Consider the following 17,399-nt stretch of genomic DNA (forward strand, 5'->3'; position numbering starts at 1 on the left):
GGTCGATGGTGTCCTCTCGAGGTCGACCCGGGCACGCCCACCCGCCGGCTCCCGCGTCACGATCGCACCCGCGTCCCGCTCAGGAGTGGAAGATCTCCTTGATGTCGGTGATCTCGTTCGCCGCGTTCAGGGTGATGTCGTACGTGCCGTTGGACGAGCACAGGTTGTCGCCGTCGGTCTGGTGGGACAGGCACTTGTCGATGTGCTCCCAGATCTGGCCGATGTACTCCGCCTTCCGCGCCGGCGGGCCGGCGAAGGTGCCGGTGGCCTTCGGGGCGAACAGCAGCGGCGTCTGCTCGGCGCCGACCGGCTCGTAGTGGCCGTCGTTGGGATCGCAGACGAACTTGGTGTTCTTGTAGTACAGCGAGCCCTTGGTGGGCAGCTTGGTCGGATACACGATCTTGTGGCCGGGCTTGGCCGCGGGCGGCGGGCCACAGTCCTCACCCGGTTCGCCGCTCGCCCCACCCGTCGACGGCTTGGCGGACTTCGGCGCCTGGGTGCGCGCCGGGCCGGAGGCGGTGGGACCGCCGCTGGGCGCGGGTGCCACCACCTGTGCCGTGGCGGCCGGCGTGTCGGCCGCCTTCGGCGTGTCCTTCTTGTCCTTGTCGTCCGCGTCACACGCGACCAGCGCGAGCGCGGCGACCGTCGCGGCGGTGATTCCGCCCCACATCCTGCGAGTCGTCGGATACATCGAACCCCCTGTACGCCGGGCGCCGAGCGCCCGCACTTCGATGGAACTCGCACACATTAGCGATCTTGGAATCTCGCCATACGTGAACCAACACGCGTAAGGTAAAGGTAACCTCAAGATAACTACCGACTCTGGTAAAATCGCGCTCGGTGGACATCTCGTCACCACACGGACGAGCCGACCGTGGCCGGATCCGCACCCGTTCGGCCCCGTCGGCGGCCCGCTCGCGATAGCGTCACGCGGAGGTCTTCGGGACCAGAGGCGAGGTGGGACCCGTGCGGTTCGGATGGCTGCGGCGCCATGAGCGTCACCTGGAGGAATACCGGCACCGGCGCGAGCAGGCGTCGCCGTGTCCGGGCCGTGCCACGCCCGAAACCCCGCCCGCCGCGCCCTCCTTCGCCGAATTCGCCCGCCGCGAGGGACACAATCCGGCCGAACCGGAATCGAATCCGCCGGGCGGCACCGGCCCGCCGGCCGAGTCCGACGACGCCGAGGCCACCCGGGCACGGATGCTCACCGAGAAGGCACAGCAACTGACCCGGGCCGGCCGGCACGCGGACGCGGCGGCACCCGCCCGCGCCGCGGTGCGGATGCTGGGGGCGTTGGCCGGCAAGGACCACCACCGGCACGGTCCCGCGCTGGTCGGCGGGTTGCGCGCGTTCGCCGCCGTGCTGGCGGCCGACGGCCGGGCCGAGGACGCGGTCAAGGTGGCCACCAGCGCCACCGAACACGCCCGCCGACTGGCCGCGCTCGACCACCGCGCACACCGCCCGCTGCTCGCGGTGGCGCTGCGCGAACTCGGCGCGCGGCTCGGCGACCACGGCGACGAGTCGGCGGCGCTGGGCGCGCTGCGCGAGTCGGTCCAGGTGTTCCGCACGCTCGCCGCCCAGGCGCCCGAGCGACATCGCGCCGAACTGGCCATGTCGCTGGACGAACTCGCCGGTCGACTGGCCGCCACCGGAGGCACCGAGGCCGCGCTAGCCGCGTTCACCGAGGCCGAACGGCTGCTCGGGATCGGCCCCCCGCAGGCCCGCCAGGCCGCCGTACTGCTGCGCCACGCGACCCTGCTCGCCCGGCTCGGCCGAGGTCCCGAGGCGATCGCGCTGGCCACCGACGCGGTCGAGGTCCGCCGGGGCCACGCGGGCGCCGAGCACGCCCCGGCCGGCCGCCGCGAGGACGAACTCGCCGCGTCCCTGCAGAGCCTGGGCCTGCTGCACAGCGCCGGCGGCGCGCACGACGAGGCGGTGGACGCGCTGGAGGAGGCGGTCCGGCTGCGAGCCCGACGGGTCAGGGCCGACCCGGTGCTGGCCCGCCGCCCCGAAGTCCCGGTCACCTACGCGCTGTACGGCATCGTCCTGGTCGCCGCGGGCCGGCCCGCCGACGCCGTCCCACCCCTTGCCGCGGCACTGGGCGTGGGCACCGCGCTGAACCTGGACCGGGTCTCCGACCTGGCCGGTGACACCCTGGTCCGAGCGCATCGCGCCGACCCGGAGGCGGTCCGCAACCGCTGGATCGCGGCCACCGGCGAGGAGTTGCCCGCCTGGATCGAACGCGGCCAACGCCCGCTCCCACAGCAGGCCAACCGCCGCCAGGTGCAGCACCGCCCCGAATCCCGCGAGGCGCTGCCCGTCCACGACTGACCTCGCGCGGCGCCCCTGCGGCCCACGACGAAGGCGCACGACAAAAGAGCCGCCGGGAGCGGCGACGCACCCGAAGGTGTATCGCCGCTCCCGGCGGCTCACCCACGACGGCCTACGGCCGTACGTGTGGGTCGAGACTCACCGACTCCTCGCGACTCGCCGACGTGCCGACTCGTCGAGGCTCGGAAAACTCAGAGCTCGCCGCGCAGCTTCGCCAGCGCCTCGGCGAGGATCGCCTCGCCGTCGGCATCGCTGCGACGCTCGCGCACATAGGCGAGGTGCGTCTTGTAGGGCTCGGTACGCGGGGCGTCCGGCGGGTTGTGCTGGTCCTGCCCGGCGGGCAGGCCGCAGCGGGGGCAGTCCCACGTCTCGGGGACCTGAGCGTCGGTCGCGAAGCTCGGCTGCGTCTCGTGCTTGTTCGCGCACCAGAAAGAAATACGGAGACGTGGGGCTGCTTCGCCGCGCTCTGCCTCCCCCATCGGGCCGGCGCCGACCCGACTCCCACGGATGGCGTTGCCACTTGCCACGGTAAAAACTCCCCTTGGTCCTTGAGGTCGCGCCCCCGTTGCGCGGCTTGGCGTCCAGTGTACGTGCGCCCCGCGCAAGGTTGAACCGAGCGGTGGGCCTTTTCCGACAGTCCGTCAGAAAGGCCACCGCGCGGGTGGAAACAGCGGCCGAACCGGCGCTGTCAGTACGTGTTCTTGAGCAGCAGACCGAGTACGACGATCGTCACGAACCAGCACACACCGACGATGATGGTCATGCGGTCGAGGTTCTTCTCGACGACGGACGAACCGCCGAGCGAGGAGGACATGCCGCCGCCGAACAGGTCGGACAGGCCGCCGCCCTTGCCCTTGTGCAGCAGCACCAACAGCACCATGAGCAGGCTGAAGACGATCAGGGCGATCGAGAAACCGGTGACCACGGCCGGGCCCAACTCCTTCTGGCGGAACGCGGGGGCCGAGGATTCCCGGCCATCGGACAGAGTACGCTGCCGCGCCCCGCATGTGGGAGCCGTGCGCCCCTTCGGCTAATCCGGCGGATCATACTATTACGGTCGACCGGGCTCGGACCCCTCCCCCGGCGACCCGTGCCCTCGGGGCTCCTGCCCGGCATCGCCGGCCGGCTCCGGAGCGGCCGGATCCACGTCGCCGGTGTCCTCGACCTCCACGTCGTGGCCGGTGCCGCCGACCAGCGCACCCGTGCTGGTCAGCGGGTGCCCGGGATCGGTGCCGCGGGACCCGCGCGCGGAGCCGGTACGACGCACCGCGACGCGGTTGTCGCCACCGGCGACGATCGCGCCGGTGTTGGTCACCGGGCCACCCGACAGGCTGATCCCGTCGTTGCCGCGCGGCTCGTCCTCGTTCTCGTCCGGTTCGTCGGCATGCGACGCGGAATCGTTCACGTGGTACCTCCCGGTGTCGATCGTGCGCCCGATCCGGCCGCACCGGAACCCCGTACGGACGCCTGATTGCCCCGCCCGGCGACGATCGCGCCGCTGTTGTTCAGATCACCCGAGACGTGCTGGATGACGCCGTTGTTCAGGACCAGCTCGTTGCGCTGCCGATACTCGGTCACGTCCACGTGCCGGCGCTGGAGGAAGTCCAGCACGAACACGGTGAACTTGCGCTCGATCAGCTTGAGGTACTTCTCCGCGTCCGAGTTCTGGAAGAACGTCGCGTAGTTCGCCGACGCGCCCAACTCTCGCACCGACGCCCGGGCACCCCGGTCCACCGGGAGGTTGCGCGCCGCGCGCTCCTCCGCCGCGCGCAGATTGCCCGACCGGCGCCACCACGAGGCCCACACCCGCATCAGTCGACCCGCCGAGGAGACCATCAGCCCCGGCGCATCCACCAGCGAACGGCCGAACGCGCCCCACAACGTCGCCGCGTCGGCGGTGTGCAGCCACTCGTCGGCCACGTGGTAGTCCGGCCGGATCGGCGGCAGCACCAACTCGTGCAGTTCGGTGTACAGCAGTCGGCCGTCCATGGTGAAGCGGATCAGTACCGAGACCACCACCTCCTGCGACCACGTGCCCACCCGCACGCACAGGTACCGCCGGGTGGCCTCGGCCGGCGGCGGCACCGCGCCGCCGGTCACCCCGCTGCTGAACTCGTGCATCTGCACGCTCAGTCCGGACAACCGGTGCCGGCCCTCCTCGGACCGGGCCAGTTCCTCGAACGACGCGCAGATGGCGCTGGTCAACTCCTCGACGGTGAACGGCGTGAACGCCTTCGTCCCGCCGGACGGGCGCGCCGCCTCCAGCACCGAGGGCTCCGCGCCGCGCAACTCGACCGGGAAGGTCCAGCTCTCCACCAGTTCACCCGCGCCGACGAACGGCAGGTATCCGCTGTAGCGCACCGTGGAGGGAATCGGCGGGCCGGTCGGGAGCGTCCCGACCGAGCCGCCCACCGGCGCGTGCGTCGGGCGCGGCGGCAACACCTTGGCCAGGGCCCCCTGGAGGGTTCCCGGCGGGACCGGCGTCGCGTTGCCGGCCGGTGGCTCGGCCGGCATCCAGGTCCGCCCCGGCCCCAGGTCCGTGACCACGGTGGCCCGCTGCTGCATGCGCTCGATCCACACCACGAACACCACGACCGCGTAGGTGGGCAACACCGTCGCCGCCAGCGTGCCGCCGGACGGGAAGCCGCCCTCCCCGCCCGCGACGTACAACATCAACCCGAACAGCAACGCCGCCACCCAGGACACCTGCGCCGCGGCCCGGGTCCGGAAGTCGCGGACGCCACCGCCGCCGGCGACCCCGGTGCGCACCGTCAGCAGCCCGACGATGACCACGATCGCGAGCCAGAACAGGCCGGGCGCGAACCCGAAGCCGATCAGGAACATCACCGCGGGCACTAGGAACGCGATCACATCGCGCAGGATCCGCCGCCGTCGAGCGGCCAACGCGTGTTCCAGGACCGCCTGTTCGTTGTATCCGTAGGACGGCGCCCGGTCGCGGTGGGCGTTCTCCCACAGTTCCTCGATCACCCGGGCGGCGAACCGCTCGTCGATCTCCGCACCCGTGCACAGATACCGCGTCGCTCCGGTATCCCCTGTTCTGGACATGTCTGGAAATGACACCCGGACCCCCTGGGGTCGGCCGACCGAAACGCCCTGGAGGGGCGACTACCGGCCACTTGGCGATGACTTATGGTCAGGTACCGGTTACGCGAGGGGCAAGCGGATTGGAAATACTTACGTGTGGTTTATGAGGAACGAGCGATTCCGGCCGGCGGCCGGATCGCGGACGGTCCGGCGAACCCGTGCGGACGCCCCGGACGGTCCCGAACAGGCGCCTTGGGACATGGCGGAGGCCCGGAGCGATCTCCCGCTCCGGGCCTCCACCGCGGGTCACCCGCGAGCGCGCGACCGCTAGGCCTTCTGCTCCTGGTAGCGGACGATCTGCGCGAACTCCTCGGCCGCCAGGCAGGCGCCGCCGACCAGGCCGCCGTCCACGTCCGGCTGCGCCATCAGCCCCGCCACGTTGCCGGGCTTCATCGAACCGCCGTACAACACCCGCACCCGGTCCGCGAGTTCCGGCGTGTACAGCTCGGCGAGCTTGCCCCGGATCGCCGAGCACACCTCCTGCGCGTTCTCCGGAGTGGCCACCTCGCCCGTGCCGATCGCCCAGACCGGTTCGTACGCGATCACCACGGACTCGGCCTGCTCGGCCGTGATGCCCTTGAGCGCACCCTCGACCTGCGCGAGCGTGTGGGCCACGTGCTCGCCCGCCTTGCGCACGTCCAGGCCCTCGCCGACACAGACGATCGGCACCAGGCCGCTGCGGTACGCCGCGTGCGCCTTCGCGTTCACCAGCGCGTCGTCCTCGGCGTGGTACTGCCGCCGCTCGGAGTGCCCGACCAGCGCGTACGTGCAGTTGAGCTTGGCCAGCATCGCGCCGGAGATCTCGCCGGTGTAGGCGCCGCCCACGTGCTGCGAGATGTCCTGCGCGCCGTAGGTGAACCGGAGTTTGTCCGCGTCGACCATGGTCTGCACCGAGCGCAGGTCGGTGAACGGCGGCAGCACCGCGACCTCGACCCGGTCGAAGTCCTTGTCGTTCAGGGTGAAGGCGAGCTTCTGCACCAGGGAGATGGCCTCCAGGTGATTCAGGTTCATCTTCCAGTTGCCCGCCATCAGCGGGGTGCGACCGGAGTTGTTCTTGACGGCAGACATCGGGTTCAGCCCTCCAGGGCTTCGAGGCCGGGCAGGGACTTGCCTTCGAGGTACTCCAGGCTCGCGCCGCCGCCGGTCGAGATGTGACCGAAGGCGTTCTCGTCGAAGCCCAGCGTGCGGACGGCCGCGGCCGAGTCGCCGCCGCCGACCACGGTGAACGCGTCGGAGTCGATCAGGCCCTGCGCCACCGCGCGGGTGCCGTGGCTGTAGGGCTCCATCTCGAACACGCCCATCGGGCCGTTCCAGAAGACCGTCTGCGCGTCCGCGAGCTTGTCCGCGAACAGTTCGCCGGACGCGGGGCCGATGTCCAGACCGAGCCGGTCCGCCGGGATCGCGTCGGCGGAGACCACCGCGTGGTCCGCGTCGGCCGCGAACGCGGTGGCCGCGATCACGTCGACCGGCAGCACGAACTCCACGCCGTTCGCCTCGGCCCGCGCGAGGTACTCGCGGACCCGGTCGAGCTGGTCCTTCTCCAGCAGCGACTTGCCCACCTCGTGGCCCTGGGCGGCCAGGAAGGTGAACACCATGCCGCCGCCGACCAGGATCCGGTCCGCCTTGTCCAGCAGGCTGTCGATGACGCCGAGCTTGTCGGACACCTTCGAGCCGCCCAGGATCACCGCGTACGGACGCTGCACGTCGTCGGTGAGCCGCTTGAGCACGTCCAGCTCGGTGGCGATCAGGCCGCCGACCGCGTGCGGCAGTCGGGCCGGCACGTCGTACACCGAGGCGTGCTTGCGGTGCACCGCACCGAAGCCGTCGCCCACGTACACGTCGGCGAGCTCGGCGAGGCGGTCCGCGAAGGCGCCGCGCTCGGCGTCGTCCTTGGCCGTCTCGCCCGGGTTGAAGCGCAGGTTCTCCAGCAGCGCGACCCGGCCGTCGGCGAGCTTGCCGACCGTGGCCTGCGCGCTCTCGCCGACCGTGTCGGTCGCGAACGCCACGTCGGCGCCCAGCAGTTCGCCCAGCCGCCCGGCCACCGGCGCGAGCGAGTACGCGGGCTCGGGAGCGCCCTTGGGCCGACCCAGGTGCGAGCACACGATCACCTTGGCGCCGCGGTCGACCAATGCCTTGATGGTCGGCACGCTCGCCCGGATCCGGCCGTCGTCGGTGATACGTCCGCCGTCGAGCGGGACGTTGAGGTCGGCGCGCACCAGGACGCGCTTACCGGATACGTCGATGTCGTCGATGGTCTTCAAGTTCGACTCGTCCTCGGATGTCGAAGAAACGGGTGGGGTAGCGCAAGAAACGGGCCCGAGTGACGACGTGTCACCCGGGCCCGCATCGTCAAGCGTTATCGGTGCGTGTACCGCACCCTCAGAGCTGACCACCGATGTAGCCGACCAGGTCGACCAGGCGGTTGCTGTAGCCCCACTCGTTGTCGTACCAGCCGACGACCTTGACCTGCTTGCCCTGGGCCATGGTCAGGCCCGAGTCGAAGGTGCACGAGGACGGGTCGGTCACGATGTCCGAGGAGACGATCGGGTCCTCGGTGTAGGTGAGGTAGCCCTTGAGCGAGCCCTCGGCGGCCTTCTGGAAGGCGGCGTTGACCTCGTCGCGGGTCACCTCGCGCTCCAGCTCGACGACCAGGTCGGTGACCGAGCCGGTGGGAACCGGGACGCGCATCGCGATGCCGTCCAGCTTGCCCTTGAGCTCGGGGATGACCAGGGCGGTGGCCTTGGCGGCACCGGTCGAGGTCGGGATGATGTTGGTCGCGGCGGCCCGCGCGCGGCGCAGGTCCGAGTGCGGGAAGTCCAGGATGACCTGGTCGTTCGTGTACGCGTGGACCGTGGTCATCATGCCCTTGACCAGGCCGAAGTTCTCCAGGAGAACCTTGGCCATCGGCGCGACGCAGTTGGTCGTGCAGGAGGCGTTCGAGATGATCGTGTGCGCGGCGGCGTCGTACTTCTCGTGGTTGACGCCCATCACGATCGTGACGTCCTCATTCTTGGCCGGAGCCGAGATGATGACCTTCTTCGCGCCGGCCTCGATGTGCTTCTTGGCCTTCTCGGCGTCCGTGAAGATGCCGGTGGACTCGATCACGATGTCCGCACCCAGCTCGCCCCAGGGCAGCGCGGCCGGGTCACGCTCGGCGATGACCTTGAAGGTCTTGTCGCCGACGGTGATCGCGTCGTCGGTGTAGGTGACCTCGTGGCCGATCCGGCCGAGGATGCTGTCGTACTTCAGCAGGTGGGCCAGGGTCGCGATGTTCGTGAGGTCGTTGACCCCGACGATCTCGAAGTCCGCGCCCGAGGCCAGCGCCGCGCGGAAGAAGTTGCGGCCGATACGGCCGAATCCGTTGATGCCTACCCGGATCGTCACGAACCGATCTCCTCTGTCGAACGCCGAATGCCCTGATGGTGAATGGCCGAGGAGATGGTCAGTGGAATCTGCGATATCCCCGGCCATGTCCGACCCTACCGTGACGCCCCGGGCACCTCCACGCAGGCTTGCTGCACAAGACGCCCGGAGCCGTACGGACCATCACAAAAACGGATCAACGGGCGCTCGATCTCGCGGTCACTTCTCGCCGACGGTCTTGGTGATACCGAAGCCGCCGAACAGCGCGAAACCGTAGATCAGCACGTCGAAGAACCCAAGTTCGTCCTTCCACTCCCGAAAGATCTCGTTGCTGAATTCGCGCACTGCGGTGAGCACCGAGATGTCCAGGCTGTCGGCGCCGTCGATGGTGATCTGAGTGAGTTGCCCGAGCGCGACGCCCAGGATCGCCAGTCCGGCACCGACGAACGGCAGCACCGGATCGGCGGCACCGATTCGGCCGAGCACGAACGCGATCAGGGCCGCGACGCCCAGACCGAACCAGTTGCTCTCGATGCCCGCCTTCGCGGTGATCACGCCGTACAGCCCGGCGGCCAGCAGCATCGCGACGACTCCGGCCAAGACGGCCAGGCCCGGCTTTCCCTGCCGGCGCGGCGGCACCGGCGGCGGGCCGCCGTACGGACCGGGACCGAACGGCCCGGGCGGACCCGGCTGTTGCTGCCACTGCCCCTGGCCCGGTTGCGGCCCCCACTGCCCCTGGCCCGGTTGCGGCCCCCACTGCCCCGGGCCGGGCTGCCCCTGCGGCGGCCCCCAGGGGCCGGGCGCGTTGTTGCTCAAGGTGATTCCCCCCGAATAAAAACTCGCACACGCGGGAACTCGCGTGTGCGCAGAGACGTTAATGGCCCCCGACGGAGGAGTCTCCGCCGGGGGCCATCGTTTGGCTACCGCTTTTCGCCGATCACCACATCGTGATCATCGGCTCCTACTTGTACAGCTCCCGCAGGATCCGGTCGACGACCACCTTGCGGTCCTCGGCCGAGGCCAACTGCTCCAGGCCGAAGCCGAAGAGCATGGTGTCGTCGGTGGCGATCACCGACGAACCGAACGCGGCCTGGCTGCGGCTGAAGCCGACGAGCGCGAGGTCACCGGGCGGCGGGCCGGCCAGGGCCCACGGACCCAGACCGGTCTCGAAGCCCTCGGCGTCCACGACGCCGGCGCTGGTGGTGACCTTGGTGTCGTCCACGAACAGGCCGGTGCCACCGGTGTTCGAGTCGCTCACGTACGAGATCGAGACCTCGATCTTCTTGCCCGCGTACGCGGACAGGTCGAACGCGACCGGCTTCCAGCCACCCGAGTTGCCGGTGAAGGAGTTCCACGCGCCGGTGGTGCCGGTGCTCAGGCACTTCGGGGTGGTCACCGTCAGGTAGTGCCGCAACTGCGTGTGGGTCCGGACGAAGTCGCCACCCTCACAGGAGGTGGGCGGCCTGGTGCTGGTCGCGCCGTTGAGGTCGGGCAGCGTCGTCCAGTCGTCGGCGCCGACCGTGTGGGCCTCCACGATCGCGTGGTCCCACTCGCGCTCGGTGTCGTACGAGAACTGCGCGGTGAGCTTCGCCGCGTCCGCCGCCGACACCCCGGTGAGGTCGATCGTGCGGGTCAGTCGCTTGTACGCGTTGTCCGAGTGCAGGCCGTTGATGTACCACGAGCCCTCGGCCGGCGAGTACGGCCCGGACGTGTTGCCCGAGTAGGTCGCCACCGAACGGCTGTCGAACATCGGGAACTGCTCCGGCGTCAGGATCGCGCTGGTGGGCAGGAAGCCGCCCGCCTCGTTCAGCGGGTTGCTCGCCGTGCCCGGCAGCGGCTTGTCGACACCCTGCAGCGGCGGGGCCGAACCGACCACGCCGGTGGCGCCGTTGGTCGCCGACCGGTCGTACGCGCCCAGCCAGTACTGGCTGAAGTCGTCCGAGACGATCAGACAGTCGCCGGCCGCGTCGGCGGTGACCTTGCAGGGCTGGTCGGGGTGCCCGTTCAGGCCGTAGTAGATGCCGCCGCCCGCCGCGCTGCGCAGGGGACCGTAGTAGGCCGCGGTCTCGCCGAGGAAGGCCAGCTTGCCGCCCTCGTTGAGGAAGTCGCGCACGTTGATGGTCACGTCCTGGACCACCGGGGTGACCTGGGCGTCCTGGACCGGCTCACCGAAGAAGTCGGTGTTCTCCCGGGCCGCGTCCTGGGTCAGTCGGTTGTCGCCGAGGTACCAGAACACCCCCTTGAAGTGCGAGAGCACGCCGAGGTGATGCGGTGCGCCGAGCTTGTCGACGTCGTACACCGCCGCCTTGATGCCGTTGGCCGCCAGCGCGTCCACGTACTGCCGGGCGTACTTGGGGCCGACCGTGTTCGGCGGGTAGGTCGGGTTGACGCCCTTGTAGTCCTCGTTGGCCAGGACCAGCGTCTCGGTCTTCTCGGCGATGCCGCTCTCCACCGTGAAGGTGAAGCGATCGCTCTCCACCTTGCCGGTGCCGGCCTTGTCGCCGGTGAACCACACCTCGATCCGGTCACCGGTACGCACGTTCTTGATGTCGCCGCGGTACTCGGCGTAGTAGTCCGAGCCCTGCTCGCCGTACCGCTTGCCGCCCTTCCACTCCTTGACGCCCGCGGTCTTGGTCGGGCCGCCGTTGACGCGGTAGTTGAGCTTGCGGTTGGTCAGCGCACGCTTGGCGATCACCGCGACGGTCTGGTCGTCGTGGTCCTCGGCGTAGGAGTGCGCGAACCGGTCGGCCACCAGGTCGGGGGCCTTGCGCCCGACCGAGGAGATCGGGTCGTCCGGGTCCTTGGCCGACTTGGCGATCGAGAGCGCGAACGCCTGGTTCTTGGCGTACTCCATCCCGACCAGCGTCTCGTCGTTCGGGAAGCTGAAGATGCTGCCGCAGTTCTCCACCGTGTACGGGTCGTCCGGCAGGTAGCCGGCGGCCGTGGCGCACGTGGACATCTCCGGGGTGAACGACAGCGTCTTGTACGCCTCGTTCATCTGCCCGTCGGTGTCGCCGTTGGTGGTGTACAACTCCGCCGACAGGTCCGGGTCGAAGTCCGGGACCGCCGGGTGCTCGTCGTCGCCGGCGAGCGCGATCATGATCTCGTCGTCGGGGCTGGGTGTGGCCACCTGCGAGCCGACGCCGTACAGGATCAACTGCGCGGCGGAGTGGTAGTTGACCACGAACTCCGCCTTGATGCGCTTGGCGAAGTTCTGGATGGCCTGGGTCTCCGGCTCGGAGGCCGGAGCGGTGCCCCGGTAGGTCTCGTTCAGCGGGTCGGGCGAGGAACCCTCGTTGTCGTAACCCCACTTGTAGTCGAAGTTGCGGTTGAGGTCGACGCCGTCGCCGGCGGTGATCACACCGTCGCCGTTGTTGTCGCGCAGGTTCTTGCGCCACAGCCGCTGGCCGGTCTGGAAGGTCCAGTCGTAGCCGTCGGGGTTGGCCGAGAGCACGAACCACAGCTCGTTCTCCGAGACCAGCTTGGTGGCCTCGTCGTCCGTGCCGTAGCCGTCCACGTAGTGGTGCAGGAGCCGGCGGGTCATCTCCGGCGTGATCCACTCACGCGCGTGCTGGTTGGACATGTACAGCACGCCGGGCTTGGATCCGTCCGCGCTGGTCCGGACGTTCTTGGTCACCTTGACCGCGAGGATGTCCTGGCCGAGCACGGTCTTGCCGATGCTGACGGTCTTGGCGATGTCGGGGTGGTCCTTGGCGATCTGGACCAGCTCCGCGCCGAGGCCGCCGGGGCCGCTGTACTTGCGGAAGACGCCCGCCGCGGCGGGCGCGGCCTGCCGGTTCTGGACCTGGGACTTCGCCTCCAGGGCAATGCCGGCGGCACGCAGCTTGGCGGCCTGGGCATCCCCCAGGACCACGTCCAGCTTGGCCTTGCCGTCGGCTGCCTTGGTCACCTGGGTCTCGTGTCGGTCCACGCCGAGGTCGAAGATCTGCTTCAACTGCGCGGCGTCGGCCGTGACGGAATAGGACTGCGGACCGCTGTCGCCCGCCGGAGGAAGTTTCGCTTCCGGCGGCGCACTGGTCACTTCGGGATAGGAGACCGGTTTGTCGGCGGGTGCCGCGGTACTCACCGGCGCTGCGGTCAACAGACCGAGCGCCAGTGAGAGCGCCGCGATTCCCGTCGTTCCGATCCGGACTCGTGTGGTGGTGCCCCTGGAACGATGACGCCTCATCGACCCCCCAGTCGTGTGGTCGGCGTGCATAGGGACGGCGCGAAATCACGACCTAAGGGACGGAACGTGACTCCTGCGCCCGGGTGTTGCGCATGCTACGGCAACTACCGTGTGGTACACGAGACCTGACGGACGGTCATATTCGGTCGAAGCTACGCGCTTTTTAACCCGCATTGTGGTCAGAACCAGTCGGGGCACCACGGCTCGCGCGGCGTCCGCAACAGGGCCTCGGCACGCTCGGCCGCACCGGGCGTGCGCTCGGATATGCGGTCGGCGACGGCGAGCCGTACCGGCGACCCCGAACCCAGGTACAGCGCGCCCAGCGTCGAGGCGTCCAGGACCAGGTCGGCCGGGTCGCCGGTGGGTACACATCGCGCGTCCTCGGCCGCGCCGTCGATCGCGAACCGACCCGCGGCGTAGCCCATGTCGTCGCGCACCTCGACCACGAGCCGGTCGCGGGCGCCGTACGTGCGGGCCGAGAACGCGGCGGGCACGTCCAGGATCCGCGCCCACACGAAGTCACGGCGCGACTGCGTGGTGATCGCCCGCGGGTCCCGCACCAGCATCGGCAACAACTCGTCGGGACTGCGGTCGGGGCCCTCGATGCGCTCGACGTAGTCGACGCTCGCACAGAACCGCCACAGCGCGATCTCCGCCGCCGGGGTGAGCGCGAGCAGCGAGTCCACGGTCAGCGTGACCTTGGGTACGAACTCGTCCCAGTGGTCGTCGGTGCGATAGCTCACCAGTCCGGCGACCTTGCCGGAGGGATCGCGGTACACCGCGTGGAAGCGCGGCGGCACCGGGTTCATCGGCAACGAGACCAGACCGGTGTACATCTTCCACCACAGCGGGGTGCGGCCGATCGCGCCGGGCCGCAGCGGGCGGAACTCCTCGTGCAGCGGCGGACCCAGCTCGGCCACCTCCTCGGCGGAGACCAGCTCGATCCGGGCGCCGGGCTCCACCGGCGCGTCCGGCACGAAGTCGGTGCGCACCGCGTCCAGGGTCAGCTTCTGGTACTCGGTGGCCGCTCCGAAGCCGAACCGGCCGTAGATCCGGTACTCGGCGGCGATCAGGATGGCCAGCGCCTCGCCGCGCGCGGCGGAGTCCGCCAGGTCCAGGCCCATCATCTCGGTGAGCAGGCCTCGGCGGCGGTGCGTCGGCGAGACGGTGACGTTGGTGATCGCCGAGACCGGCACGATCGCGCCGCCGGGCACGGTCAGACCGGTGGCGAAGCTACGGAAGGTACCGACACAGCGTCCGCCGTCGAAGGCGCCGCGCGTACGGGCGAAGTCGGCCCGCTCGCGCCAGTGCTCGATCCGCTTCTCCCGAGTCTCCTTGGCATCGTCGGGAACCCGGAGAAAACCGATGCCGACGGCGTCGGTCCAGGGGATGATCTCGTCCTCGCCGATCGTGCGGATGTCCACTGCGGTGGTTCCTTCCTCGCGTGTGCGGCCTCCCTCCGACTACGGACGAAGGCGCCGACCCGGAGACCCTACGTCTCGCGGTTCGACGCCTTCGAGTGGTTTTCGGGTGCGCCGGTCCACATCCGGGCCGGTCGGGACCGGATCAGGACACGAGTATGTCCACCGACAGGCCCGCGTCCGTGCCGGGCATGCCCAACTCGCCCGCGCGCTTGTCGGCCATCGCGAGCAACCGACGGATGCGACCCGCGACCGCGTCCTTGGTCAGCGGCGGCTCGGCCAGCCCGCCGAGCTCCTCCAGGGACGCCTGCTTGTGGTCCAGCCGCAGCTTGCCGGCCGCGGCCAGGTGCTCCGGGACCTCCTCGCCGAGGATCTCCAGGGCCCGCTGTACGCGCGCGCCCGCCGCGACGGCCGCGCGGGCCGAGCGGCGCAGGTTCGCGTCGTCGAAGTTGGCCAGCCGGTTCGCGGTGGCCCGCACCTCGCGGCGCATCCGCCGCTCCTCCCAGGCCAGCACGCTCTCGTGCGCGCCGAGCCGGGTGAGCAGCGCGCCGATCGCGTCGCCGTCGCGGACCACCACGCGGTCCACGCCGCGCACCTCGCGCGACTTGGCCGCCAGGCCCAGCCGACGGGCCGCGCCGACCAGCGCGAGGGCCGCCTCCGAGCCGGGGCAGGTCACCTCCAGGGCCGAGGAACGGCCGGGTTCGGTCAGCGAGCCGTGTGCCAGGAACGCGCCCCGCCAGGCGGCCTCCGCGTCACAGGTCGCGCCGGAGACGACCTGGGGCGGGAGACCCCGCACCGGGCGCCCGCGCGCGTCCAGCAAGCCGGTCTGCCTGGCGAGCTGGTCGCCGCCGACGGCGACCCGGACCACGTAGCGGCTGCCCCGCCGCAGCCCGCCGGGGGCCACCACCACCAGGTCCGAGCTGTGCCCGTAGACCTCCAGGATGTCCTTGCGCAGGCGGCGCGCGGCCATCGCCGTGTCCAACTCCGCCTCGATGACGATCCGCCCGCCCACGATGTGCAGTCCGCCCGCGAAGCGCAAGAGCGCGGAGACCTCCGCCTTGCGACAGCACGACCGGGTGACCGGGAGGCGGCTGAGCTCGTCCTTCACTGCTGCCGTCATCGCCATGGAGCGATCCTTTCACGATCGACGAAGATCCGGCCGTAGGCTGCGGCCAACCGTTCGGGGTCGTGTCGCGGGGAGCCGTCGACCGCCGAAACGGGGGCCAAGTGGACGTGTCCACCGAGCGCCGCCGTGGCCCGTTCCAGGCCCGGTACGTCCTCCACACGGTCGCGGTCGCCGAGGACGATGTCAAAGGTCAGTCCCGGCGCGTGCGCGGCCAGTACCTCCAGGTGCTGCTGCGGCGAGAAGCCCGCCGTCTCACCCGGCTGCGGGGCCAGATTCAGCGCCAGCAGCCGTCTGGCCTTGGTCTCCACCAGGGCCGTCGCCAACTCGGGAACGAGCAGGTGGGGCAATACCGAGGTGAACCAGGAACCGGGCCCGACAACCACCCAATCGGCGTCACGAACCGCCGCGACCGCCTCCGGCACGGCGGGCGGATCGCCCGGCAGCAGCCGGATCCCGCGCACGTCGCCCGGGGTCACCGCGACCTGCGCCTGCCCGCGCACCACCGACACCTCGTCCGGCCGGGCCGGGTCGTGCCCGGCCACGTCCGCCTCGATGTCCAGCGGGACCGCCGACATCGGCAACACCCGCCCGTGCGCGCCGAGCAGCCGCCCCATCCAGTCCAGCGCCGCGATCGGGTCGTCCATCAGTTCCCACAGGCCGACCAGGAGCAGGTTGCCGACCGCGTGTCCGTTCAGCTCGCCCTCGCGGCGGAACCGGTGCTGGATGACCCGGCTCCAGGTCACCCCCCACTCGTCGTCGCCGCACAGCGCGGCCAGCGCCATCCGCAGATCGCCGGGCGGCAACACGCCCAGGTCCTTGCGCAGCCGCCCGCTGGAGCCGCCGTCGTCGGCGACCGTGACGATCGCCGTCAGGTCGTCGGTGAGCCGGCGCAGTGCCGCCAGCGAGGCCGAGAGCCCGTGTCCGCCGCCCAAGGCGACCACCTTGGGGCCGCTCATTCCCTGCCCATGTCGCGGTGCACGAGCACGGTGTCCAGACCGTCCTCGGTGAGCCGGCGGGCCAGTCGCTCCGCCATCGCCACGCTGCGGTGCTTGCCGCCGGTGCAACCCACCGCGAGCGTCACATAGCGCTTGCCCTCGCGGCGGTAGCCCTCGGTGACGATGTGCAGCAGCTCGGCGTAGCGGTCCAGGAACTCCTTGGCACCGGTCTGGTCGAACACGTAGCGGCTGACCGCCTCGTCCATGCCGGTGTGCGGACGCAGCTCCGGAATCCAGTGCGGGTTGGGCAGGAAGCGGCAGTCGACCACCAGGTCGGCGTCCACCGGCAGGCCGTACTTGAAGCCGAAGGACATCACGGTGGCCCGCAACTGCGGCTCCCCGGACCCGGCGAACCGGTCGTCCATCCGCGCGCGCAACTGGTGCACGTTGAGGTCGGACGTGTCGATCACCAGGTCGGCCTCGCCGCGCAGCTCGCGCAGCAGTTCGCGCTCGCGGGTGATGCCGTCCGGGATCCGCCCGTCGCCCTGGAGCGGGTGCGGCCGGCGCACGCCCTCGAAACGACGCACCAGGACGTCGTCGGAGGCCTCCAGGAAGACGATCCGCCGCACCACACCGGCCGCCTCCAACTCGCTCAGCGCCGAGCGCAGGTCGTCGAAGAAGGTACGACCGCGCACGTCCACGACGACCGCTATCCGCGCGACCGCACCCTGGGTACGGGCCCCGAGGTCGACCATCGCCGGGATCAGCGACGGCGGCAGGTTGTCCACCACGAACCAGCCGAGGTCCTCCATGCCCTTGGCGGCGGTACTGCGACCGGCACCCGACATGCCGGAGATGATCACCAGCTCCGGAGTGCCCTCGACCTCTGCGTTCGTGATCTCGGTACTCATGCGTCCCCCCGGTGCGTG

15 protein-coding genes are annotated in these 17,399 nt (G+C 70.5%); 1 reads left to right on the forward strand and 14 read right to left on the reverse strand.

All coding sequences use genetic code 11. The features are described from left to right. Window positions 1-79: 79 nt before the first annotated feature. On the reverse strand, window positions 80-691 hold the full coding sequence (locus tag ACIRL2_RS11190; protein ID WP_402231664.1) for a hypothetical protein: 612 nt from the start codon (window positions 689-691) through the stop codon (window positions 80-82). A 275-nt stretch (window positions 692-966) separates the two neighbouring features. Between ACIRL2_RS11190 and ACIRL2_RS11195 the strand changes: the two genes are divergently transcribed. After that, window positions 967-2,331, forward strand: coding sequence for a tetratricopeptide repeat protein (locus ACIRL2_RS11195; RefSeq protein ID WP_402231666.1), 1,365 nt, complete (start codon window positions 967-969; stop codon window positions 2,329-2,331). A gap of 191 nt (window positions 2,332-2,522) precedes the next feature. Here ACIRL2_RS11195 and ACIRL2_RS11200 read toward each other — a convergent pair whose 3' ends face one another. The 13 genes from ACIRL2_RS11200 to rapZ all read right to left on the reverse strand — a co-directional run bounded on the left by ACIRL2_RS11200 (window position 2,523) and on the right by rapZ (window position 17,381). Continuing rightward, the gene (locus ACIRL2_RS11200; protein WP_020553570.1) at window positions 2,523-2,810 is read right to left on the reverse strand and encodes an RNA polymerase-binding protein RbpA; all 288 of its coding nucleotides are present in this window, start codon (window positions 2,808-2,810) and stop codon (window positions 2,523-2,525) included. Window positions 2,811-3,019: 209 nt separating this feature from the next. Next, window positions 3,020-3,256 carry a preprotein translocase subunit SecG gene (secG, locus tag ACIRL2_RS11205; protein WP_026218871.1) on the reverse strand — a complete coding sequence of 79 codons (237 nt, stop codon included), beginning with the start codon at window positions 3,254-3,256 and terminating at the stop codon, window positions 3,020-3,022. Between the two features lie 126 nt (window positions 3,257-3,382). Beyond that, entirely contained in the window at window positions 3,383-3,736 is a 354-nt protein-coding gene (locus ACIRL2_RS11210) for a hypothetical protein (RefSeq protein WP_395862587.1), read from the reverse strand. Then, a complete protein-coding gene (locus tag ACIRL2_RS11215) occupies window positions 3,733-5,397 on the reverse strand; it encodes a hypothetical protein (protein WP_402231668.1) in 1,665 nt (554 codons plus the stop codon). The genes ACIRL2_RS11210 and ACIRL2_RS11215 overlap by 4 nt, the downstream gene beginning before the upstream one ends. Before the next feature lie 306 nt (window positions 5,398-5,703). Beyond that, a complete protein-coding gene (gene tpiA, locus ACIRL2_RS11220; RefSeq protein ID WP_395862583.1) occupies window positions 5,704-6,504 on the reverse strand; it encodes a triose-phosphate isomerase in 801 nt (266 codons plus the stop codon). 5 nt (window positions 6,505-6,509) lie between these two features. After that, on the reverse strand, window positions 6,510-7,697 hold the full coding sequence (locus tag ACIRL2_RS11225; protein WP_395862581.1) for a phosphoglycerate kinase: 1,188 nt from the start codon (window positions 7,695-7,697) through the stop codon (window positions 6,510-6,512). A gap of 118 nt (window positions 7,698-7,815) precedes the next feature. After that, window positions 7,816-8,820 carry a type I glyceraldehyde-3-phosphate dehydrogenase gene (gene gap / locus ACIRL2_RS11230; protein ID WP_402231671.1) on the reverse strand — a complete coding sequence of 335 codons (1,005 nt, stop codon included), beginning with the start codon at window positions 8,818-8,820 and terminating at the stop codon, window positions 7,816-7,818. Window positions 8,821-9,018: 198 nt separating this feature from the next. Further along, window positions 9,019-9,615 (reverse strand): hypothetical protein, encoded by a 597-nt coding sequence (locus tag ACIRL2_RS11235; RefSeq protein WP_402231673.1) that lies wholly within the window; start codon window positions 9,613-9,615, stop codon window positions 9,019-9,021. A gap of 145 nt (window positions 9,616-9,760) precedes the next feature. Then, on the reverse strand, window positions 9,761-12,886 hold the full coding sequence (locus ACIRL2_RS11240) for a M14 family zinc carboxypeptidase (RefSeq protein WP_395862577.1): 3,126 nt from the start codon (window positions 12,884-12,886) through the stop codon (window positions 9,761-9,763). Window positions 12,887-13,167: 281 nt separating this feature from the next. Beyond that, window positions 13,168-14,412, reverse strand: a complete 1,245-nt coding sequence (locus tag ACIRL2_RS11245; RefSeq protein ID WP_395862576.1) for a GNAT family N-acetyltransferase — start codon at window positions 14,410-14,412, stop codon at window positions 13,168-13,170. A gap of 142 nt (window positions 14,413-14,554) precedes the next feature. Then, window positions 14,555-15,535, reverse strand: a complete 981-nt coding sequence (gene whiA, locus ACIRL2_RS11250; RefSeq protein ID WP_020553580.1) for a DNA-binding protein WhiA — start codon at window positions 15,533-15,535, stop codon at window positions 14,555-14,557. Then, complete coding sequence (gene yvcK, locus ACIRL2_RS11255) at window positions 15,526-16,491, reverse strand: uridine diphosphate-N-acetylglucosamine-binding protein YvcK (protein WP_395862575.1); 966 nt, start codon at window positions 16,489-16,491, stop codon at window positions 15,526-15,528. Before yvcK ends, whiA begins: the two co-directional genes overlap by 10 nt. Beyond that, window positions 16,488-17,381 (reverse strand): RNase adapter RapZ, encoded by an 894-nt coding sequence (rapZ, locus tag ACIRL2_RS11260; RefSeq protein WP_395862574.1) that lies wholly within the window; start codon window positions 17,379-17,381, stop codon window positions 16,488-16,490. Before rapZ ends, yvcK begins: the two co-directional genes overlap by 4 nt. Between the last annotated feature and the right edge of the window lie 18 nt (window positions 17,382-17,399).

Source organism: Embleya sp. NPDC127516 (assembly GCF_044765325.1).
GTDB lineage: Bacteria > Actinomycetota > Actinomycetes > Streptomycetales > Streptomycetaceae > Embleya.